This is a genomic window from Paraclostridium benzoelyticum (assembly GCF_001006285.1).
Lineage (GTDB): Bacteria > Bacillota > Clostridia > Peptostreptococcales > Peptostreptococcaceae > Paraclostridium > Paraclostridium benzoelyticum.
Genome location: NZ_LBBT01000041.1, coordinates 1 through 23,296 on the forward strand (window position 1 = coordinate 1; position 23,296 = coordinate 23,296).

Here is a 23,296-nt window from a genome sequence, read left to right on the forward strand (position 1 = left end):
AATGATAATTTAATATATTATGTAAACTTTATTATATTAAATCTCTATTAACTAATTCTTCTACAAAGAAACTGGCAACATCTTGTGCAAACTTTCCTGGCCCAAATCCTGCATCATATCCTAGTTCCTTTGCAAGTTCATGACTTATTCTAGGACCTCCACAAATAAGTACAACCTTATCACGAATACCTTCTGCTTCTAATAACTCTACTAAGTTAGTTAAGTTTTCTATATGAATATTCTTTTGGGTTACAGTCTGAGAAACTAATAGTACATCTGCTTTAAGCTCTATTGCTCTTTTTATAAAGTTTTCATTTGGAACTTGGCTCCCTAAATTATATGCTTCTACTCCTTCATATCTTTCTAATCCGTAGTTTCCTGCATACCCCTTCATGTTCATAATTGCATCTATACCAACAGTATGTGCATCTGTCCCAGTGCTAGCCCCAACTATTACTACATTTCTTTTTATATTTGATTTTATATACTTTTCTATCTCATATTTATCCATTGTATTTTCTTGTGCTACTTCTACATGTATATCTTCATAATTTACACCTTTTTCTAAATTTCCATATGCTACATAGAATGTAAATTCACCATCTAATGCTTTATGATGTGCAATATTTATATCAGAAAGCCCCATATTTTTAGCTGTAAGTTTTGCAGCTTCTATACCTTTTTCATCATCCTTTATAGGCAATGTAAAACTTACTTGAACCTTAGCATCATTTAAAGTATCTCCATATGGTTTTATATTTTTAAAATCAAGATTCTTATCGTATTCCTTATTTTCCATTGAATATAATCCACTCATTAACAGCTTCCCCCTAACGATAACTCTTTTTCTAACATTAAATCTACAAATGGATTGAAGTATGAATTCTCTTTGATAACAACTCCATCAAGTCCTTTTCCACCATCAACAGGTCTCTTTATTCCAGCAAACTTTCCTTGTTCTAATGTTTTAAATAATCCTTCTTTTTCTATCTCAGATATTAACTCATATGCCTTATGTAAAACTTCATTAACTCTAGTGCACATAATACCATCTTTTTTAAACTCTATTTCACTACCTAAATCTTTCATAGTATTGAATATATATTGAGCATTATCTATAGATATAGCTCTATCTGATATAAATGGTGTATGTATAGCCTCTGTAAGCATTCCTAGTAAATGAAGTTTTTGACCTGTCATTATTGTTACCATATTAAATAACGCATCTTGAACTTGACCTTTAAATATATCCCCAGTCATAAACTTAGTAGGTGGCATATATTTAAGTGGAGCTTTAGGAAATATTTCTCTAGCCATTTGAGCCTGCGCTAATTCATATAAGAATCCATTTTCAACATCTGGACTTATTTCAAATGCATGGCCAAGACCCATTTGTTCCTCGGGAAGGCCTGCTATTAAAGCAAATTGTTCATTTATAAATTGCGACGCAAGTACAGTATGTGCTTCTTCTACTGCATCTGATGTTGTTAAGTAGTTATCTTCACCAGTGTTGATTATAACCCCAGCATATCCATTTATTATTCTTGAGAAGTATTGATCTATCATAGTTCTCTTCATATTTATATCTCTAAATAATATTCCATATAATGCATCATTAAGCATAACATCTAATCTATTTTGGGCTCCTAATGCCGCTATTTCTGGCATACATAACCCTGAACAGTAGTTACAAAGTCTTATATATCTTCCTAATTCTTTTCCAACATTATCTAGTGCTTCTCTCATTAATCTAAAATTCTCACCTGTAGCATATGTACCCCCAAATCCTTCAGTAGTAGCACCATATGGTACATAGTCAAGTAAACTTTGCCCTGTTGTCCTAATTACTGCTATTATATCCGCTCCTTGCTTAGCAGCTGCTACTGCTTGAGTAATATCTTCGTATATATTACCTGTTGCAACTATTAAATATAAATATGGTCCTTTTTTATCTCCATACTCATTTAAGAATTTTTCTCTTTTATTTCTATTTTCTTTTATTTTATTTACACTTTTTCTAGCTATTTCATTTATTTTAAGCTTAATTTCAAACACATCATTTTCTTTAAGTGAAGATACATCTAATTCTCCTTTAGATACTTTTTCTGCTATTTCTTGTGGATTAAGACTTGTGTTTATCATAGCATTACCTATATAGTAAGCAACACCCATTCCTAAAGATCCATTGTTAGAATTTTTTATACTATCTACAACTATGTTTGGAAGTGGTACCCCAAATTCATCTACACCATCTATCCCCAGTAATCTTAATATAGTTCTTTCAACAGCTACTGTCGTGTGCTTGTTTATAAATTCTTGTGTGTCTAGTGCTATGTTTTGTGCTGATTTACGAGCTTTCTCAACTATGCTTAAATCTAAATTTAACTTACTCATATTATCCCCCTTAACTTCCTATTCACTTAATTTATTTGCTATATTAATTATTTCATTATCAAGACCTAATAATTTACATATATTTATAGCATCTTTTGGAACTTTAGTTTCTTTGCTTACTTTTTCCATTCTGTAGTCCATATACTCTTGAAGTATTTTTACACCATTTGAATTTTTATCTGTGCCTATCATTAAATCTATTTGACGTTTTAAACCCTCAAAGTCTACATTTTTCAATCCTATTACTTGATAATAGTCAACCTCGCTAATATTTATATCATCTAAGTGAGTCGATATTAAGCTTATTGAATTATATCGTTTTAAATATTCACAAATTGATCTTAAAAGTAATCTACCTTCTATTGGATTGGTTCCTCTTGCAAATTCATCTAATGCTATGAATCCATCTCTTATTTTAATAAGCTTTGTTATTTCCTTTAATTTTATTATTTCTGCTCCAAATGTACTTAACCCTTTACTTATATCTTGCATATCATCACTTACTAAATATATAAAGTCTAAGATGCATAAGTTGGCTTCTTTAGCAAATACAAAAAATCCACATTGAAACAAATATAAATTAAGTGCTATAGTTTTCATACTTACACTTTTGCCACCCATGTTAGCTCCACTTATTATAGTTATTTTCTTATCAATATCTATGCTTATTGGTATATATTTCTTTCCTTGCGAATCTAAAATTTTTTTAAGATTTGGATTTACTAGTTTTTTAAAATAAATTTTATTTTCTTCATTTATATTTGGTTTTATAGCATTATACTTTATTGCTAAATCAGCTTTTGCAATAAGCAAATCTAATTTTCCTATATTAGTTATATTTTCTTTTATATCTATTAAATAATTGTATAGTTCTTCAGTTAAATTTTTCCTTATTTTTAGGACTTCTTTATCTTCTTGAATAACTATCTCAAGTCTTTTCTTCTTTAATTTTTCTATTATTTCTATATCCGTTGAATTAAATATTTCTTTTTCTACATTAAGCTTATTTTGCCTTATAAGTAATAATTGTTTACTATAGGCTTCATATATTTGAAAAGTCGTTAGTTTCAAATTGTCTGGGTCTAATAGTTTTACAACTTTCCCTAAACTTTTAAAATTTATATAGTCTACATTTAAATTTAACTTTGAATAATATTCCATTATTTTATTAACGTTTATAGCAAAGTTTTTAATTTCAAATAACTCTATTTCATCTAATATGTCTTTATTTTCTAATCTTGCAATTGTATTTTTAATATTTTTCACTTTACAAAATTCATATTGTATATCCTGATGCAAATCTTTGTTTTTTTTAAAGCTATTGACCATATCTTCAACATAGCTAAGTTCTTTTACCAGCTTAAGTTTATTTTCTTTTCTATATATCTTTATTTTACTTTTTTCCATCCCTCCATATGCTGTAATTGTATTTACTTCGTTTATTATAAATGATTTAATATTATCACCTTCTTGTTTCTAAAAAATTGTTTTTTAAAAACTCATTACATTAAATACTTTTATATCAGTCTTACTTTGTATAGTGTCTATGAAATAGTTTTCATCAAATCCATAACCTTCTATTGAAGTTGGGTTTATACTTACTCCTATTAGATTTACTTTATTTATTGATCTAATGTTGCCTTTAAGCTTTATAAACTTTTCAAATACATCTTTTTCTAAAAATATTTTTGTACTATCCTCAACTAATATAGTTATATTCTTGTAATCTTTTCCACTTTTTATCATTGTGTTTATAAAATCATCAGTAACTATTCCATTAAAAACTATATACTTAGTATTTCCATCTATACTGTCTATAATTTCTTTTGAAGAGCTTAATGTTGTGTTTATATCTAAGCTTTTATATGTATAATCATTTTTTACTATACTAACCTTTTTGTACTTTATATTCTCATAAATTTCATAAAATTTATTATCATTAACTTTATCAAGATTTAAAATATTAGCTTCATATACAATTTTTTCTATGGCCTTATTTATGTCCTTATTTATTACAGCTCCACTACAAAATATAGTTGACTCTGTTATTGATGGTGATCCTAACGTCTTTCTAGATAAAGCTCCATCCACTATACTCAAATCTGCTCCATAATACTTTAACCTATCGCATACATATTTTACCTGACTATTTATAGATGGACCTGCAAGTTCTATATATCCATCACTTAAAGCTTTGAATATAACTATATTTCCTAGGGGTGTTGTTATATTTGTTAATTCTAGAATTTCTTTTGTTATATCACTTCCTAAAGCTAAGCTACTGGCTGTCGCTATTATTGTATTACTATTTACATATATTCTAGGTTTATAAGTGTTAGTAACTACATCTACTCCTTCTCCATCTACTCCAATTGAGGTAAGTCCAAGTATCATATTTTCACTTATACACGCTTTAAGTATATAGTTTAGGGTCGTAGTTTTTCCAACATTCTTATAATTACCTATAATCGACATACTTTTATACTTAAATATTTCTCTTAGTTTATTCATAGTTTATTCCTTATAAATTTAATCTAATTTCAATAAACGATGTGTACTTTTATTAGCAAAAGATATTATATCTTTATTATATAATATCTTTTGCTTTTTAGTTTTTATATTAAACTAATTGAGTAGATAACTCTCTTTTCTTTCTTTCTAACTCAGTTGGTTCAAGTATCATTCTTTCATTAGTTAAAAGTCCAGCTACCCCTACCTTATGAACTTCTTTTTCTCCTCTGCAAACTTCACATTGACATGTATGGCTGTAATTATTTGGCTCTGAGTATGTTGTTATAACCCCTTCAAAGTTTCTTAGTATTACTTTATCATGACTTTGAGATATTACATAGTTTGGCATAACTGGAGTTTTACCACCACCACCTGGTGCATCTATAACAAATGTTGGTATGCAGTACCCCGATGTATGACCTCTTAATCCTTCCATTATTTCTATACCTTTAGAAACAGGAGTTCTAAAATGCTCTATACCGTTAGATAAGTCACATTGATAAATATAGTATGGTCTAACTCTTATTTTTGCTAAATCATTAACTAATTTTTTCATAACATGCATACAGTCATTTACTCCACGTAGTAAAACACTTTGGTTTCCTAAAGGTATACCTGCATTCGCCATTTTTTCACAAGCTGCTATTGATTCTGGCGTTATTTCATTTGGATGATTAAAGTGAGTATTTATCCATACCGGATGATATTTTTTAAGCATATTTACTAAATCATCCGTTATTCTTTGAGGCATAACTACTGGAGCTCTACTACCTATTCTTACTATTTCAACGTGTGGTATTTCTCTTAATTTACTTATTATATATTCTAATCTTTCATCACTCATTAAAAGTGCATCTCCACCTGATAATAATACGTCTCTTATAACTGGTGTATTTCTTATATATTCTATAGCTTTATCTATCCTATCTACTGGTTGAGCTCCATCATTTTGGCCTGCAAATCTTCTTCTTGTACAATGTCTACAATACATTGCACATTGGTCAGTGATTAACAATAATGCTCTATCTGGATATCTATGAGTAAGTCCCGGTACTGGTGAATCTCCATCTTCATGAAGTGGATCATCTAGATCAGCATCAGAAACTTTAAGTTCTGAGGCTACTGGTATTGCTTGCTTTCTTATTGGATCATCTGAATTTGAAGGATCAATTAACGATAAGTAGTATGGAGTTATACTCATCCTTAAAGTTTTAAGACACTCTTGAACTCCTTGTTCTTCACTTTCTGTAAGAGGTATATACTTTTTAAGTTCTTCAACAGTTGTTATTCTATTTTTAACTTGCCAATTCCAATCATTCCATAACTCATTTCCAACGTCTTTAAATATTTTTCTATCCACTATTATTTATCCCCCTAATTATACATATAATTTTTTGAATATATTTTTTAAATTCTCACTTTCTCTTAATGCCGTTAATGTAACATCTGCATGCCCCTTAGTGTATCCATTTCCTATTATCATATCTACATCTTTACCAACACCTTCAGCTCCAAGTGCTGCTTTTGTAAATGTGGTTGCCATTGAGAAAAAGTATACTATTCCTCCATCTCTAACAGGCAATATTGTACTCATTTCTGTATTAGGAACATTTACACAGTTTATAGCTAAATCTACTTCTTTCCCATTATTTACTTGTAGTACTTTATTTAAAACTGCATTAGGATCTTGAGCATCTACTATTATTGCTTCATCAACAAGATCATTTTCTTTTATAAATTCTGCATCTTTACTGTTTATTACAACTCCTATTACTTTACCTTCCTTCCCTGCTTTTTTTCTAGCTTCATAACAGCAAAGCATTCCAGACTTACCAGCAGCCCCTAGTATTAAAACACTATTACCTTCCTTAACTAACTTTTGAGTTTGAGCAGGTGCTCCTGCTACATCTAAAGCAGCTAATGCTAATGTTTCTTCCATATCTGTTGGTAATTTTGCGTATATACCACTTTCAAATAATATCGCTTTCCCTTTTATTTCAACTCTATCTATATCTGGCTTTATATCTAATATTTCTTCTATATTTAATGGTGTTAATGATAAAGAAACGAGTGTAGCGATCTTATCCCCTATTTTTAAATCTATAGTTCCTTCTAAATCAGAACCTATCTTTTCTATAGTCCCTATTAACATTCCTCCAGAACCAGTTACTGGATTTTGCATTTTTCCTTTTTCTTCTACTATTTCTAATATTTTTGCTTTTATTTTTTCTATATCATTATTACACTCTTCTTCTATTTGAGTAAAACTTGCTGAATCTATATTTAAAGCTTGAACATCTATTAATACTTCATTATCATATATGTTCATCTCATTGTTTATTTTTTTAGCCGGTTGAGGCAGAACATTTTCCCCTATTACTCTATGTGTACCATATTTACATCCTCTCATCTTTATATCACCCCTTGTTATATTGTTTGTGATTCTATATATGCTAAATCATCTGATATGATTAGGTCTGCCTCCGTCATTTCTATTAACTCTTCAACAGTTACCCCTTCGCTAATTTCTGTTACAAGCAATCCATTTTCAGTTACTTTCATAACTGCAAGTTCAGTTACTATCATATCAACTACATTCTTTGCAGTTAATGGAAGAGTACAGTTTTTAAGTATTTTAGACTTACCTTTTGCAGTATGCAACATTGCAACTATTACCTTCTTAGCTCCAACTACTAAATCCATAGCTCCTCCCATACCAGGAACCATCTTCCCGGGAACTATCCAGTTAGCTAAATTTCCATTTTGGTCTACTTCTAAAGCTCCTAGTACTGTTATATCAACGTGTCCTCCCCTAATTAATCCAAAAGACATTGATGTATCAAAAAAGGCCCCATTATCATTTATAGTTACATATTGTCCACCTGCATTTGTTATATCTAAATCTATTTCATCTTTATCTGCAACTTTTCCCATTCCAATCATCCCATTTTCTGATTGGAAAGTTACATTTATTCCATCCTCAATATAATTTGCGGTTAAAGTTGGAAGCCCTATTCCAAGATTTATTAATTGATCATTTTTAAACTCTTTGGCAACTCTTCTTGCTATTATTTCTTTTGGATTCATTTAATTTGCCTCCTTTATAATGTAGTCTATTACTACACCTGGAGTCATAATCATTTCCTTGTTAATTTCTCCAGTATTTACAAATTTTTCCGCTTCAACAATTACAACATCACTTGCCATTGCCATAATTGGATTAAAATTTTTAGTAGTTCCTTTGTACATTGTGTTCCCAAATTCATCTACTATACTCCCCTTAACAAGTGCTATATCTGCTCTTAATGGATATTCTAACAAGTACTCTTTATTATTTATAATTATTTTTTCTTTATTTTCCTCTACTAATGTTCCTACTCCAGTTGGAGTTAATATTCCTCCTAAGCCAAAACCTCCTGCTCTTATCCTTTCTATAAGAGTACCTTGTGGTGATAATTCTACTTCAAGCTTACCTTCATTCATTAACTTACCAGTTTGTGCATTAGTCCCAATGTGTGATGCTATAACTTTTTTTACTTGATTATTTGCTATTAATCTCCCTATACCTCTATCAATAAAGGAAGTATCGTTCCCTATTATAGTTAAGTTTTTAACATCTGATTCTATAAGTGTATCTATAAGCTTCTCTCCAGTACCACACCCTAAAAATCCACTTATCATAATAGTCATATCATCTTTAAAAATGTCTTTTAATTTTTCTAAAGATATAACCTTACTCATATTTTTTCCCCCTAGCATATTTTAAGCTTCTTGTTCTGTTAAAACATTAACTTCTAAACCTAATATCTCACGAGTTTCTTTTGGTGTAGCTACCTGTCTGCCTAATGCTCTAACAATATTTGAAGCTTTTTGAACTAATTCTCCATTAGATTTAGCTTTTATACCTTTTTCCATATAAACATTATCCTCAAAACCTACTCGGACATGTCCTCCCATTAACACACTTAGTGCTATCATATCAAACTGACATCTTCCTACGCCACTTACAGTGAAAGTAGCATTACTTGGTATGCTTTCTCTCATAAACATTAAATCTCTACATGTTCCACTTATACCACCATTAACTCCCATTACAAAGTTAAAGTGCATATTATCATTTATGAACCCTCTTTTATTAAGCCTTAAAGCCATGTCTATCATACCTTTATCAAACACTTCTATTTCTGGCTTAACACTTAGATCTATCATTTTTTTACCAAATTCTTTTATAGTATCTTCAGTATTAACAAAGATCTCATCTCCACCAAAGTTACAAGTACCACAATCTAGTGTTGCCATCTCTGGATTTAAGTTTACAGGTTGTATTCTCTCTTCATTGCTCATTCCAACCGCCCCTCCAGTTGAAGGTTGGACAATTGCTTCTATACATTCCTTTTTTATTGCATCTATACATTCTTTAAATCTATTTATATCTTGAGTTGGAGTACCATCATCATTTCTTACATGAAGATGTATTATACTAGCTCCAGCATCATAAGCAGATTTTGCTTCTCTTGCTATTTCTTCTACAGTATAGGGTACATTTTCATTATGTTCTTTTGTTACCTCTGCACCACATATAGCTGCTGTAATTATTACTTTTTCCAAATTAGCCACCTCCCCCTTTTAAACTAATATCTTTGCTTGTCTTTAGGCACTACACAAGTTCCACTTGCCTTACAAACTATTATTGGATCTTCTAAAACATCTGCTGCTGAATCACTTATGTCAAATCTTGGTACTATAACTTTTCTAGCTTCAAATATCATTTTTCTTGAACTATTTCCTATATTCACTATTTCTCCAATAGCTTCGATATAATCTCCGGCATATACTGGCGCTAAGAATTCAACACTATCATATGCTTTGAATAATCCTTCATCTCCATCATTTTGAATAAGTAACTCAGTAGCTACATCTCCAAACAATTGAAGCATTTTAGCTCCATCTACTAAGTTTCCACCGTAATGTGCATCATGGCTTCCCATTCTAACTCTTATCATTGCTTTCATATGAAATCCCCCTATAAATATATGTTAGCTAATTGGTATAGATTTTTACCTATACCAATTAGTTAAAATCTTTTTATTATGCTAATTCTTGTATTAAGTTTTTAATTACTCTATTAACATCTCCTACTAAAGAAAGATCTGCTACTTCAAATATTGCTGCATCACTATTATTATTTATAGCAATTATATATTCAGACTCTTCCATACCAGCTAAATGTTGTATTGCTCCTGATATACCACAAGCAATATATACATCTGGTCTTACAGTCTTTCCAGTTTGTCCCACTTGCCTAGATTTATCAATCCATCCTGCATCAACTACAGCACGAGAAGCACTCACTTCAGCTCCTAATAAATCTGCTAATTCATATAAAGCATCCATATTTTCTTTACATCCAATTCCTCTACCTGCTGATATTAGAACCTTCGCATCTTCTATGTTAACCTTTTTTATGTTTTCCTTAACATATTTTAATACTTGTACATTCTCGTAGTCCTCTAAAAACTTAACCTCTATCTTTTCTACATTTCCTTTTCTAGCCATATTTTTTTCTAATTTTTTCATAACACCAGGTCTTACAGTACTCATTTGTGGTCTATGATTTGGACATATTATTGTAGCCATTATATTCCCACCAAATGCTGGCCTCGTCATTAATAACCCTTGATTTTCCTCATCTATTTCAAGTGATGTACAATCTGCAGTAAGTCCTGTTCCTATAGTAGCACTTACTCTTGGAGCTAAATCTCTTCCTATTGTGGTTGCTCCTACTAAAACTATCTCCGGATTTTTTTTATTTATTACTTCCGTAAGGGCTTTAGTGTATGTACCAGTCAAGTATACATCTAAATTTTTATCTTCAACGTAAACTACTTCATCTGCTCCATATTGTATAAGTTCTTCACTTAATTTTTCTATATTATGACCTAATAATACAGCACTTAATTTATTATTTATCTTATCAGCTAACTCTCTACCTTTTCCTAATAATTCCAAAGAAACATTTTGTATTTCTCCGCTTCTTTGTTCAACAAAAACCATTACACTCATTGTTTTTCCTCCCATTAATTACTACTGACTTATTAATTTTTGTCAAATTATTTTTTAAGCTTTTGCTTCAGTTAATATAAACTTTTCTTTTAAAGAGTTTACGATTAATAGTGCTGCTTCTTTTTCATCTACATCATGTAGTGTTCCTTTAGCTTTAACCCCTTTAGTAAAAGACTTTTTAACTTTAGTCGGTGAACCTTTTAATCCGATTTCTTCTATATTAACTTCTATATCCTTTAATCCCCAAGTTTCTATATTATCTTCTGACATACAGTCGTATATTCTAGATACTTTCATGTATCTCGGACTATTCATTTCTTTTAAAGTAGTTATAAGTACTGGCATCCTAGCCTTTATAACTTGGTATCCATCTTCAAATGCCCTGTTTACTGTTATGCTGTCCCCTTCAACTTTCATCTTTTCAACATATGTTATTGATGGTATACCAAGATGATTTGCAATTTGAGGACCAACTTGTGCAGTGTCTCCATCTATAGCTTGTCTTCCTGCGATTATTAAATCATGCTGTATATTCTTTATAGCACCTGCTATTGTTTTTGAAGTTGCAAGTGTATCAGCTCCAGCAAATGCCCTATCTGTAAGAAGTATAGCTCTATCAACACCCATTGCTAAAGCTTCTTTTAGTGCATTTTTAGCTTGAGGAGGTCCCATTGTTAACACAGTTATAGTAGCTCCTATTTGCTCTTTTATCTTTATTGCTTCTTCTATCCCAGCTTTATCATCAGGATTTATTATACTTGGAATCCCATCTCTTATTAATGTCCCAGTTTTAGGGTCTAACTTTACTTCTGTTGTATCTGGAACTTGTTTTATACAAACTAATATATTCATGTTTTTCCTCCCAAATTTCTCTTAACACTATTTAAGTAAATCGGCACTTATTACCATTTTTTGAACTTCACTTGTTCCTTCATATATCTCAGTTATTTTTGCATCTCTCATCATTCTTTCAACTTCATATTCACGTGTATATCCATATCCACCATGAAGTTGAACTGCTTTAGTAGTAACCTCCATTGCAACTTCTGCAGCGTAAAGTTTTGCCATTGCAGCTTCTACACTGTATGATTTTCCTAAATCTTTTTTAGTTGCAGCATTGTATACTAAATGTCTTGCTGCTTCAATCTTAGTTTTCATATCAGCTAACTCAAATTGAGTGTTTTGGAATGCAGCTATACTTTTACCAAATTGTTTTCTTTCTTTAACGTAGCTAACAGTAACATCTAATGCTCCTTGAGCTATACCCAGAGCTTGTGCTGCTATTCCTATACGACCACCATCTAGTGTTTTCATAGCTATTTTAAATCCTTGACCTTCTTTTCCTAATATATTTTCTTTAGGTATTCTACAATTTTCAAATATTAGCTCACAAGTTGCAGAACCTCTTATTCCCAATTTTTTTTCTTTTTTCCCTATAGAGAAACCTTCAGTTCCTTTTTCAACTATGAAGGCTGATATTCCACGAGTTCCTTTAGATTTATCAGTCATAGCCATTACTACATATATATCAGCTGGGCCTGCATTAGTTATAAATACCTTTGTACCATTTAATACATATTCACCATCATCTAATACAGCTGTAGTTTGTTGCCCTGCTGCATCTGTGCCTGCATTAGGCTCAGTCAACCCAAATGCGCCTAATTTTTCGCCTTTTGCTAGAGGAACTAGGAATTTTTCTTTTTGCTCTTCTGTACCAAATTCAAATATTGGACTTGCACATAATGAGGTATGAGCTGAAACTATTACACCTGTAGTTGCGCATGCTTTAGACAATTCTTCAACAGCTATTGCATACCCTAAATAATCTCCACCTTCTCCACCATACACTTTAGGAAAAGGTATTCCCATGAATCCGTATTTACCCATTTTTTCAACAGTTTCATATGGAAACTTTTCTTCCTCATCTATTTCATGAGCTATAGGAGCGACCTCATTTTCTGTAAAATCTCTATACATTTGTTTTAATAATTCATATTTTTCCATTAAAAATTTCCCCTCTTTTCTAAAAGTGATTAGCTTTTTATAATTAAACTAGTTCCTTAGTATACATTTTAAATAATTTTTTAACAATCTAGCCAAAATGTATATATTTCCTACATTATTAATTTAACTATTACACAAGTTCCCATTCCTCCTCCTATGCAAAGTGATGCTAACCCATGTTTTAACTCTCTCTTTTTCATTTCATGTAAAAGTGTTGTTATTATTCTAGCTCCGGATGCTCCTAATGGATGACCTATTGCTATTGCTCCACCATTCACATTTGTTCTTTCTTCAAACCAATCATCATCCACACTATGGTTTTCTTTTAATGCTTCGATTACTCCCAGAGATTGAGCTGCAAAAGCTTCATTTAATTCAATTAAATCTATTTCTTCTAATTTCATATTAGCTCTTTCTAACGCATCTTTAACTGCTGGTACAGGTCCAAGTCCCATAACCGATGGATCTACTCCACCTTGACCTACTGATATTAATTCAGCTATTGGTTTTAATCCATATTCCTTAACTGCCTTTTCAGATGCTACAAGAACTATACTAGCTCCATCATTTATACCAGATGCATTTCCCGCTGTCACAGTTCCATCTTTTTTAAATGCTGGTCTTAATTTTGAAATTGCTTCTAAACTTGTATTTCTATTTGGATATTCATCCGTATCTACTATTACTGAACCTTTTCTTGTTTTTACTTCTATTGGAACTATTTCATCCTCAAATCTTCCATTATCTATTGCATTTATTGCTTTTTGCTGAGATTTAAAAGCAAATTCATCTTGCATATGTCTTGTTATACTATACTTTTGGGCTATATTCTCAGCAGTTATTCCCATGTGATAATTGTTAAATGCATCAGTTAGACCATCTGCTACTAAACTATCTTTAAGGCTCATACTACCCATTTTGCTCCCCGTTCTTATTATCGTTTCCGTTACATATGGAGCTTGAGACATAACTTCTACTCCACCTGCTAAAATTAAATCTCCAATTCCTGATTTTATTTGTGAATATGCAGTCATAACTGTTTTCATACCACTTCCACATATTATATTTACTGAATAAGCCGGAACTTCAAATGGTATATTAGCATGTATTGAGGCTTGCCTCGCTATACCTTGTCCTTGACCTGCTGGTAACACATTCCCTAGTATTACTTCATCTACATTTCTTGCATTTAGGTTATTGGTTTCTATTATTGATTTAATTACTTGCCCAGCAAGTTGAGATGGTGGTACTGTAGATAATTCCCCTAAAAACTTACCAATTGGACTTCTTTTTGCATCTACTATATATACTTTAGACATTAGTTTTCCCCCTATTTCTTAAATCTTTAAAACTTGTATTTATCCCAATTTCATATCTTTTTTTGAAGTTTTCTCTTTAAGATAAGTATATATAGGTAAAGCTTTATTGTAAAATTCCAAAAAACTATGTATTCATAACTTTTAGTTATAACCTCTATTTATTGCATTTATAAAAAAATACTTTTAACCATTTAATTAAAAGCATTCAAAAGTTTATTTATTTTAAATTAATTATCTTCTTTGTGATTTCCGTACTCTTTTCTTATATGATCTGTTGCATATTCTGCAAATAATTTTAGTGTTTTAGACATGTATTTATTCTTTTTAACTATAAAACCAATATTCCACTTTATTTCAGGTTTAGAGATGGGTATCATATTTACTCCATTCATTTTATATCGTTGAACTATTAGTTTTGGCATTATTGATATCCCCTCATTCAAAGCTACCATCTCTAAAATAAAGTCCCATTGTGATATTTTCATTACTATATTAGGCTCAAATCCTGAAGCTTTGCATGCATTTATTGTTTTATTGTACATCATAAAGTTTTCATTAAATACAATGAACCTTTCATCTTTTAGTTCTTTAACATCAATGCTTTTTCTATTAGATAACGGATGATCTTTACTTATAACTAGCACTACATCGCCACTTACTATCTCTGAGGCTATTATACTGTCTTCTTCTACTGGAAATATTACTGCTCCAAGCTCTATACTTTCATCCACTACTTTATATTTTATATTATTTGCGCCTTCTTCTACTATATGTATATCTATGTCGGGGTATTCTTGTTTAAATTTAGCTACGACAGATGTGAAGTACACGCTACCTATAACTGGTGGTATCCCTAGAGTTAAAGTCTTACCAAAATTTGTTATACTATCTTGGAGTTTGAATAACTCTGTATTTATAATATCAATTGATTTCTTTGAATTTTCATAAAATATTTCACCTTCATAGGTTAATTTAAAATTTTTTGTATATCTTTCTATCAGTTGTGTTTGTACTACTTTTTCTAAGTTTTTTATTGCTTTACTAAGAGCAGGTTGTGATATATATAAATTATTCGCAGCTTTAGTGAAGTTTTTTTCTTTTACTACCTCTAAGAAGTATATTATTTCTTTTATATTCATATTCTGCTAACCTCCTTTTTTATTTTTTATACACTTATTAGTATTTAATTATATATATCTGAGGTGATCTAAGATGTGCCTATAATATTATACTAACACAAAAACTCTTATAACCTTATAAAAACACAAGAATTGATAAAGTTATAATTGTAATTTTTTATTTTAATTTCTCATATTTTCAATAGTATTTTATAATAGTTGTGTTTATATATCTAAATACTTTTAATTTAAAAATATAATCAACTTACTATAAAAAATGTTCCTATAAAAAGTAAAATTGCTCCTACATATTTATATAAATACATAGTTTGCTCTTTAAGCACAACTACATCTATAAAAAAACCTATAAGAATTTGTGAAACTACTATTATTGTTAATGTGCTTGAAAGCCCTATTCCATCCATTGCCTTAACTGTAAAATAAATTATACCTCCTCCAAATATGCCCCCAAGTAGTAATTTAGGACTTATAGACTCTGTTGCTAAAAAAGTTTTAATTTCACCAGTTAAAAGCATGTTTATTAAAAAAAATACTGAACCTACTACCAAACTTATAAAAGTGGCTGTAACTGGTGATGTACTTTTCCCTAACTCTCCGTTTATAAAAGCCTCTAGAGCTGTAGATCCTCCAGCTAGTATTGCAAATATTATAGATACTAATTTTATCAATTAACTCACTCCTTTACATAATAAAATTTTATGATACAAGCATTTTTAAAATTACTTTAAATAGAAATTTAAAAGAAAGTATTTTATAGTTACTTTTTTTTTGTTATAATTTTTTTAATGATTTAAAGAGGTGATACAAATGAATATAAATTTTAACTTTAATAATTTTAATCGAAAAGAAAATGCAAATAATTTTATAATGATGGGAATTTTACTTTTACTTATTGGAACTCTTTCCCTATTATTTAGAAATTTAGGCATTAAAGTATTATCATTTGGATTAGGAACAGTTTGTTTGTTTTTAGCATACTTAAATCTAAAAACTTTAAATGAACTTAAAAGATATGAGTCTAAGGAAAATATAAAGCCTTATAAGAACAGAGAAATTATTCTTATAATTGTTGCTCTATTATTTTTTATTTTTCCTCAACAAATACAAGGATTCTTTTCATCTATACTTGGTGCATATCTTTTAGTAATCCAAATTATTGCTTTTTTTAATAGCAGAAAAAATCCTTATGTAAAGTTTAATGGTTTTAATGGTTTTTTATTAATATGCGGATTAATACTAATCCTTTCGCCTTTATTCTTATCAGGATTTATAGCTACATTTTTATCTTTAATTTTCGTTTTAATCGGTTTCCAACTTTTATCAACTGGAAATAGGTTAAAAAAACTATAAAAATAGTGCCTTAATATTAAGGTACTATTTTTATAGTTAAAATTAATCCTTGGTTTGTATAAGAGTGTTTTTTATGTTAATATTGTATAAGTAAATTTAATACAAATAAAGAAAAGGTGATTAATTTGACAAATTTTAAATATGCCTTTGATAATAAAAGGTATCATACATGGAATTATTACCTTAGAAGCAATTTTGGAGAAAAAGTTTTTAAGGTATCTATAAATGCAGGTTTTTCTTGCCCAAATATAGATGGAACTGTTGCTTATGGTGGATGTACTTACTGTAGTAAACAAGGTTCTGGAGATTTTGCAGGAAATCCTAACGATAATTTAATAAAGCAGTTTGAAGATATAAAAGAAATGATGCATAAAAAATGGCATAACGCAAAATACATTGGATATTTCCAAGCTTTTACTAACACTCATGCTCCAGTAAGTGTATTAAAAGAAAAATATGAAACTATATTAAATTTAGATGATGTAATAGGACTTTCAATTTCTACTAGACCCGATTGTTTACCAGACGATGTTTTAGAATATTTATCTGAACTTAATAAAAAAACAAACTTATGGGTTGAACTAGGACTTCAAACGATTCATGATGAAACATCTAAAATTATAAACAGAGGTCATGATTATAATACGTTTTTAGAAGGTGTTGAAAAATTAAAAAAACATAATATAAAAACAGTTGTTCATATTATAAATGGATTACCTGGAGAAGACTATAATATGATGATGGAAACAGCTAAAGCAGTTGCTGATCTTGGTGTTCATGGAATAAAGATACACTTACTTCATGTTTTAAAAGAAACACCTATGGAAAACATGCTAAAAAAAGGTATGTTTAATTTAATGGAGAAAGATGATTATATAAACTTAGTGTGTGACCAGTTAGAAATTATTCCTCCTGAAATGGTAGTTCATAGACTTACTGGAGACGGTAAAAGAGATGAAATAGTAGGGCCTATGTGGAGTCTTAAAAAGTGGGAAGTTCTAAATTCTATAGATGATACTATGAGAGAAAGAAATTCATGTCAAGGAATTAAATACTGTAATAAAAAATAAGCTATCTAATTAGATAGCTTATTTTTTATTACAGTTAATTTGCTGTATGAAGTTTTATTTTATTTCCTGAATTAATATTATCATTATCTTCTTCAAATTTATTATTAGGTTTTTTTATTGATATAATCGCAGAAACAACCATAAATAAAACCCCTATAGCTTTCACTATAGAAAAGTTTTCTCCAAGCAATGTCCAACCTATTATTACAGATACTATAAGTTCTGCAGATGCTAATATTCCAGCTATTGATAAATCGATCCCTGTTGAAATTCCATTCAAATAAAATATATAAGCTCCAGCTGCAGGTATTATCCCTAATCCTAATATAGTAATCACTGTACCTATATTATTTGCATATGAAATAATTTGTATAGGATTTGCTAAAGGTATCATTAATATAGATCCTATTAGAAATCCATATATCAACAAAGTTATCCCTTCACATTCTTTTAATGCACCTTTACTTATTATTGACATACATGCATATGTTATAGCTGACATTATACCTAGTAAAATACCTTGTGTACTAAGTTGACCTAAATCTAAACTTCCTCCTGTTACTGCTAGTATAGATCCACAAAAACAAATACATAGTGACATAACTTTAGACTTATTAAGTCTTTCTTTAAAAATTGCCATTGATAGCATTGCTAAAAATAATGGAGATGTGTATAAAAGTACTGCAGACGCGGAAACTCCAATAGAATCTATAGCATTAAAATAGCATATATTAAACCCAGCCTGGCTTATTATACCTACAAGAATACAATACATTAATCCTTTTCTGTTTATCTTAAGTGCATTTGGCATTTTTACACAACTATAAATAAATAATATCAAAAAACCTAAAAATAATCTTAAAAATGCAACTTGTTCTGGAGTTAGCCCTAAGTTTAATAATGAATTTGCAAATAATCCAATAGTAGCCCATAAAACTCCTGCTGTTACAACAAATATGTATCCTTTACTTCTTTGTTCCATAAGAAAATCCTCCTATCTATACTACTATTACGATTATTTATTTTAGCAATTTCTATGCCAAATCATTCCAAGCTTATTCTAATTGAAATCACTCACTTCGGAAACATTTTCTTATCATATATAAGTCAAATCAAACTCATTTTCACTTTTTATATAAGTTAAAATAGACTTACGACATTAAAATCCATTAAGTATTCATTTATAACAAGTTGATTTTGACTTATATATATACTATAATTAAGGAGTTTTAAATACATAGTTTATAATTTATTATTCTGGGGGATATATTAATGCAATACACTAAAGATTTTTTTGAAAGAATAGTAGAATCTTCTCATGATGAAATTTTTGTATGTGATAAAGATGGGTATATGATTTATTGTAATAAAGCATTTGAATCTAACTACGGTATAGATAGAGAGGATATGATAGGAAAAACAGCAATGTTCTTAAATGAAGCTGGGTACTCTAATCAAACACCTATTCCTGCTGTTGTTAAACACAAGAAAAAAGTTTCGATGGAGCAGAAAACTATAACTGGAAAAACACTTATAATAACCGCAACACCTGTTTTTGATGAAAATGGTGATATAGACTTTATAGTAGAAAATTCTAGAGATATAAGCGAATTAAATAGTATAAAAGAAAAAATAAAATTGTATGAAAATACAATAAGTTCATTTAATAAATCTCAGTCGTTAATTTATAATGATACTACTATAAAAGGATCCAGTATGAAATCGATTTTAGAAATAGCAAAAAATGTTGCTAAAACAAATGTAAATGTTTTATTACTTGGTGAATCTGGATGTGGTAAAACTACACTTGCTAAGCACATACATTTAAATAGTAAGAGAGCTAGAAAACCATTTATAACTATAAATTGTTCAACCATTTCTCCAAACCTTCTTGAATCTGAATTATTTGGTTACGAAGGTGGCGCATTCACTGGTGCTAATTCAAAGGGTAAAATAGGACTAGTTGAATTAGCAAATGAAGGTACTTTATTTCTTGATGAAATTGGCGATATACCCAAAGAACTTCAATCTAAGTTCTTACAACTTATTCAAGATAAAACATTTACTTCAGTTGGAGGAGTAAAAACTAAAAAGGTAGATATACGATTTATTTCTGCAACTAATGTTGATTTAATAAATTCTATAAATCAAAAAAAATTTAGAGAAGATTTGTATTATAGAATAAACGTTGTAGAACTAAAAATCCCACCACTTCGAGATCGTAAGGAAGATTTATTGGAGCTTATTTTTCACTTTTTCAAAAAATACTCAAATATTTTTAATCTAGATAAAAGTATGTCTACAGAAGTTATAAACGTACTTTTGAACTACAATTACCCTGGAAATATGAGAGAACTTGAAAATATAATTCAAAACATTTTAGTTACTTCAAGCTCAGACTACATTGAATTACACCACTTACCAAAATCAGTTCTTCACCACGTAGATTTTGTAAAAGATGAAGAAAATAATTCATTAGATAATTTAATGGAAAACTATGAGAAGCTTTTAATTTGTAAATACTATAAAAACAATCCAAGTTCATATAAGTTAGCTAAAGCATTAAACATATCTCAATCTAAAGCAAGTAGACTTATACGAAAATATTTATAAATATAAAAAAAATGATAAATATATAAGCTAAGCTTATATATTTATCACTTAATAGTTTTTAATTAATAATTTTTATTTAAATTCGTTATAAAAGTTTACTAACATACCTTCTTTTATTTCTTCATATTCTTTCTTGTATCCAAGTTTCTTCAGTATTGCTAATGAAAATTCTATAGCTGTTGCTGGCCCTCTACTAGTTATTATATTTCCATCCTCTATAACAATTTGATTTTCTATATAGTTTAGATTGCTCTTATCTTTTATAAATCCTGGATATGATGTGCATTTTTTCCCATTTAATATATTAAAACTTTCTAATGCTTCTGGAGCTGCACATATAGCAGCTATAATCTTCCCATCATTATTAAACTTTTGTACTATTTCTCTAACTTTTTTACTATCTCTTAGATTATATGCTCCTGGAAGTCCTCCTGGTAATACAACTCCATCATACTCATTTATGTTTATATTATTTATATTTACATCTGATTTAACTTCTATATTATGAGTACCTTTTACATATTCAGTATCAAGACTTCCCATATGACAAATTACTTGAGCTCTTCTTAATACATTAACTACACTTAATGCCTCTATTTCTTCAAATCCATTTGCTAATAAAACTAATACCTTCTTCATAACTTCCTCCTATGAATTTAAATCTTCATTAATTTCTTTTATTTTTCTAATTGCATCTTCTACAGAACTAGCAGTATAATTTGCACTTTCTTGTACTTCTTTTCTTGAATTTTTCATTGCAAAACTATATTTAGTAGTTTTAAGCATACTTATATCATTTGGAGAATCTCCTATAGTTGCTACTTCATCTAAACTAACTCCTAAAACTTTGCATACATTTTTTATAGCTGCATGTTTTGAAACACCTTTAGGAACTAAGTTTAAAGTATATTCAGATGAAAAATATATGTCTAAAACATCATTGAATTCTTCAATTAAAAAAGATTCTAATCTATATAGTTCGTCTACATCTTTAGATACTATACCTATATTACCTACAAGGTCATTGTAGGTATTTTTATTTGCAAATTCTTTGTCTACTAAATATTCATCTGAATAAATCTTAAAACAATCATTTTCTTCTAGTAATACTACCTTTCCATTATACTTAAAGTATAATGTTGCGTTATCTGATTCATATAAAGCAATCACTTTTTTTACTATATTATCATCTATTGTTCCTTTAAAAACTAAATTTTTATTGCAATCATATATATATGATCCATTTTCACATATATAATATCCATTCATATCAATATTATCTTGAGTCATCTTTATAGCTTGAGAAAAAATTCTTCCAGTAGCTATATTAAATGTAACACCTTGTTTTTCTATATTATTTATAGCATTTGCATCTTCTTTAGATATTCCATTGTGATATAATGTTCCATCTAAATCACAAAATATATATTTTATCATTAGCTTACTCCTTTTACTTTATAAGTTCTGTTCTAACTAAGTTTAGTGCTTCGCTTGTCGCTCTAGATCTTATTTTTTCTCTACTTCCAGCTAGATTACATTTTTTAACTTTAATTTCTCCATTTATATAAAGTCCTATGTAAACTAACCCAACCGGTTTTTCATCAGTTCCGCCTCCAGGACCTGCTATTCCAGTTGTAGATACACCAACATTAGCACCTAAAGACTTAGCAACTCCCATAGCCATCTCAATAGCTGTTTCTTCACTTACTGCTCCAAATTTATCTAAAGTATCTTTTTTAACCCCTAGCCTTTTCATTTTAGCTTCATTGGAATAAGTAACACATCCCTCTAAGAAACTTTGAGAAATTCCAGGATAGTTTATTAGTTTTGATGAAACCATTCCTCCTGTACATGATTCACTTACAGCTATAGTCATATTCTTTTCAACCAATAATTTTGCTACTTCTTCCTCTAAAGTAGTATCATCATAACCATATATGTAATTTCCTACCCTATTATTGATTTCATCTTCTACATTTTTTATTAGTTCATTTGCTTTTTCAGTATTTTCAGCTTTTGCAGTTATTCTAATAGTTACTTCACCCTCTTTAGCATAAGGTGCAATCGTAGGATTTTTTTGATTATTTATCATATCTATTAACTTATCTTCTAATGAAGATTCGCCTATTCCAAAGAATCTTAATGTTTTTGATACAAGTTTATAATCAGTTAAACATAATAAGTGTTTCTTTAACTCATCATTAAACATAGGTATCATTTCTTTTGGAGGTCCTGGTAATAGTATTATCATTTTATTATCTTTTTTTAATATTGCTCCTGGAGCCGTTCCATTAGGATTATTTAATATAATGCAATCTTTTGGAAAATATGCTTGCTTTTTATTATTCTCAGTTAACTCTAATCCTAACTTAGAAAAATAAGATTTAATGTCTTTCCAAATATCCATATATAAAACCAATTCTTGATTAAAACACTTAGATGCTACTTCTTTAGTCATATCATCTTTCGTTGGTCCCAGACCTCCAGTGGTAATTATTATATCACTTCTTTTTAAACCTTCATTTAAAGATTCCATAAGTCTTGTTTCATTATCTCCAACTGTACCTTGGTAATATACATCTATCCCAATATTTGCTAATTCCTTTGCTAAAAACTGAGAATTTGTATTTACAATATCACCTAATAAAATTTCTGTTCCTACAGTTATAATTTCAGCTCTCATTTTATCACCTTTTTCCTTAATATATTTATACCCTAATATTATCATATTTAAATTAGTATTGCTTTCTACTTTTTTAACTTATTTCATTCATATCTAATTTAGATATACAAAATATTTTAATCCTATATTTATAGTATTTAGTATTTAACT

Annotated in this window: 23 protein-coding genes; 3 read left to right on the forward strand and 20 right to left on the reverse strand. The window is 29.4% G+C overall.

Translation table 11 applies throughout. The features are described 5' to 3' along the window. Nucleotides 1-31: 31 nt before the first annotated feature. The 16 genes from kamE to VN21_RS02230 all read right to left on the reverse strand — a co-directional run bounded on the left by kamE (nucleotide 32) and on the right by VN21_RS02230 (nucleotide 16,098). Entirely contained in the window at nucleotides 32-817 is a 786-nt protein-coding gene (gene kamE, locus VN21_RS02155) for a lysine 5,6-aminomutase subunit beta (protein WP_046821831.1), read from the reverse strand. Continuing rightward, complete coding sequence (gene kamD / locus VN21_RS02160; RefSeq protein ID WP_046821832.1) at nucleotides 817-2,394, reverse strand: lysine 5,6-aminomutase subunit alpha; 1,578 nt, start codon at nucleotides 2,392-2,394, stop codon at nucleotides 817-819. The genes kamE and kamD overlap by 1 nt, the downstream gene beginning before the upstream one ends. Nucleotides 2,395-2,412: 18 nt before the next feature. Continuing rightward, nucleotides 2,413-3,852, reverse strand: a complete 1,440-nt coding sequence (gene kamC, locus VN21_RS02165) for a lysine 5,6-aminomutase reactivase ATPase KamC (protein ID WP_046821833.1) — start codon at nucleotides 3,850-3,852, stop codon at nucleotides 2,413-2,415. 33 nt (nucleotides 3,853-3,885) lie between these two features. Next, a complete protein-coding gene (gene kamB, locus VN21_RS02170; protein WP_046821834.1) occupies nucleotides 3,886-4,905 on the reverse strand; it encodes a lysine 5,6-aminomutase reactivase subunit KamB in 1,020 nt (339 codons plus the stop codon). 109 nt (nucleotides 4,906-5,014) lie between these two features. Continuing rightward, the gene (gene kamA, locus VN21_RS02175; RefSeq protein WP_332840835.1) at nucleotides 5,015-6,265 is read right to left on the reverse strand and encodes a lysine 2,3-aminomutase; all 1,251 of its coding nucleotides are present in this window, start codon (nucleotides 6,263-6,265) and stop codon (nucleotides 5,015-5,017) included. An 18-nt stretch (nucleotides 6,266-6,283) separates the two neighbouring features. Further along, nucleotides 6,284-7,315, reverse strand: a complete 1,032-nt coding sequence (kdd, locus tag VN21_RS02180) for an L-erythro-3,5-diaminohexanoate dehydrogenase (protein ID WP_046821836.1) — start codon at nucleotides 7,313-7,315, stop codon at nucleotides 6,284-6,286. 17 nt (nucleotides 7,316-7,332) lie between these two features. After that, nucleotides 7,333-7,992, reverse strand: coding sequence for a 3-oxoacid CoA-transferase subunit B (locus VN21_RS02185; protein ID WP_046821837.1), 660 nt, complete (start codon nucleotides 7,990-7,992; stop codon nucleotides 7,333-7,335). Further along, nucleotides 7,993-8,646, reverse strand: a complete 654-nt coding sequence (locus VN21_RS02190; protein ID WP_046821838.1) for a 3-oxoacid CoA-transferase subunit A — start codon at nucleotides 8,644-8,646, stop codon at nucleotides 7,993-7,995. It abuts the gene before it with no gap. Between the two features lie 21 nt (nucleotides 8,647-8,667). Then, on the reverse strand, nucleotides 8,668-9,513 hold the full coding sequence (gene kce / locus VN21_RS02195) for a 3-keto-5-aminohexanoate cleavage enzyme (protein ID WP_046821839.1): 846 nt from the start codon (nucleotides 9,511-9,513) through the stop codon (nucleotides 8,668-8,670). A gap of 23 nt (nucleotides 9,514-9,536) precedes the next feature. Then, on the reverse strand, nucleotides 9,537-9,917 hold the full coding sequence (kal, locus tag VN21_RS02200; RefSeq protein ID WP_046821840.1) for a 3-aminobutyryl-CoA ammonia lyase: 381 nt from the start codon (nucleotides 9,915-9,917) through the stop codon (nucleotides 9,537-9,539). Between the two features lie 76 nt (nucleotides 9,918-9,993). Next, on the reverse strand, nucleotides 9,994-10,968 hold the full coding sequence (locus tag VN21_RS02205) for an electron transfer flavoprotein subunit alpha/FixB family protein (RefSeq protein WP_332840836.1): 975 nt from the start codon (nucleotides 10,966-10,968) through the stop codon (nucleotides 9,994-9,996). Between the two features lie 54 nt (nucleotides 10,969-11,022). Beyond that, the gene (locus VN21_RS02210; RefSeq protein WP_046821842.1) at nucleotides 11,023-11,820 is read right to left on the reverse strand and encodes an electron transfer flavoprotein subunit beta/FixA family protein; all 798 of its coding nucleotides are present in this window, start codon (nucleotides 11,818-11,820) and stop codon (nucleotides 11,023-11,025) included. A 27-nt stretch (nucleotides 11,821-11,847) separates the two neighbouring features. After that, nucleotides 11,848-12,972, reverse strand: coding sequence for an acyl-CoA dehydrogenase (locus tag VN21_RS02215; RefSeq protein ID WP_046821843.1), 1,125 nt, complete (start codon nucleotides 12,970-12,972; stop codon nucleotides 11,848-11,850). A gap of 110 nt (nucleotides 12,973-13,082) precedes the next feature. After that, nucleotides 13,083-14,291, reverse strand: coding sequence for an acetyl-CoA C-acetyltransferase (locus VN21_RS02220; protein WP_046821844.1), 1,209 nt, complete (start codon nucleotides 14,289-14,291; stop codon nucleotides 13,083-13,085). Nucleotides 14,292-14,518: 227 nt separating this feature from the next. After that, nucleotides 14,519-15,430: a LysR family transcriptional regulator gene (locus tag VN21_RS02225; RefSeq protein ID WP_052951954.1), complete on the reverse strand. Its 912-nt coding sequence runs from the start codon at nucleotides 15,428-15,430 to the stop codon at nucleotides 14,519-14,521. A 239-nt stretch (nucleotides 15,431-15,669) separates the two neighbouring features. Continuing rightward, nucleotides 15,670-16,098 (reverse strand): DMT family transporter, encoded by a 429-nt coding sequence (locus tag VN21_RS02230; protein ID WP_046821845.1) that lies wholly within the window; start codon nucleotides 16,096-16,098, stop codon nucleotides 15,670-15,672. Nucleotides 16,099-16,237: 139 nt separating this feature from the next. Between VN21_RS02230 and VN21_RS02235 the strand changes: the two genes are divergently transcribed. Beyond that, complete coding sequence (locus VN21_RS02235) at nucleotides 16,238-16,780, forward strand: DUF308 domain-containing protein (protein WP_046821846.1); 543 nt, start codon at nucleotides 16,238-16,240, stop codon at nucleotides 16,778-16,780. A gap of 125 nt (nucleotides 16,781-16,905) precedes the next feature. After that, a complete protein-coding gene (locus VN21_RS02240; protein WP_152650753.1) occupies nucleotides 16,906-17,850 on the forward strand; it encodes a TIGR01212 family radical SAM protein in 945 nt (314 codons plus the stop codon). A gap of 34 nt (nucleotides 17,851-17,884) precedes the next feature. On the opposite strand, the gene VN21_RS02245 is transcribed toward VN21_RS02240, so the two are convergent. Then, nucleotides 17,885-18,832, reverse strand: coding sequence for a DMT family transporter (locus VN21_RS02245; protein ID WP_052951955.1), 948 nt, complete (start codon nucleotides 18,830-18,832; stop codon nucleotides 17,885-17,887). Nucleotides 18,833-19,122: 290 nt separating this feature from the next. Here VN21_RS02245 and VN21_RS02250 point away from each other — a divergent pair, with 290 nt between their 5' ends. Continuing rightward, nucleotides 19,123-20,463 (forward strand): sigma-54 interaction domain-containing protein, encoded by a 1,341-nt coding sequence (locus VN21_RS02250; protein ID WP_046821848.1) that lies wholly within the window; start codon nucleotides 19,123-19,125, stop codon nucleotides 20,461-20,463. Nucleotides 20,464-20,535: 72 nt separating this feature from the next. On the opposite strand, the gene VN21_RS02255 is transcribed toward VN21_RS02250, so the two are convergent. From VN21_RS02255 to VN21_RS02265, 3 genes are read right to left on the reverse strand one after another with little or no spacing between them, the layout of a single operon-like run. After that, on the reverse strand, nucleotides 20,536-21,102 hold the full coding sequence (locus tag VN21_RS02255; protein WP_046821849.1) for a DJ-1 family glyoxalase III: 567 nt from the start codon (nucleotides 21,100-21,102) through the stop codon (nucleotides 20,536-20,538). 9 nt (nucleotides 21,103-21,111) lie between these two features. Then, nucleotides 21,112-21,900, reverse strand: coding sequence for an HAD family hydrolase (locus VN21_RS02260; RefSeq protein WP_046821850.1), 789 nt, complete (start codon nucleotides 21,898-21,900; stop codon nucleotides 21,112-21,114). A gap of 13 nt (nucleotides 21,901-21,913) precedes the next feature. Further along, nucleotides 21,914-23,146 carry a competence/damage-inducible protein A gene (locus VN21_RS02265; RefSeq protein WP_046821851.1) on the reverse strand — a complete coding sequence of 411 codons (1,233 nt, stop codon included), beginning with the start codon at nucleotides 23,144-23,146 and terminating at the stop codon, nucleotides 21,914-21,916. Between the last annotated feature and the right edge of the window lie 150 nt (nucleotides 23,147-23,296).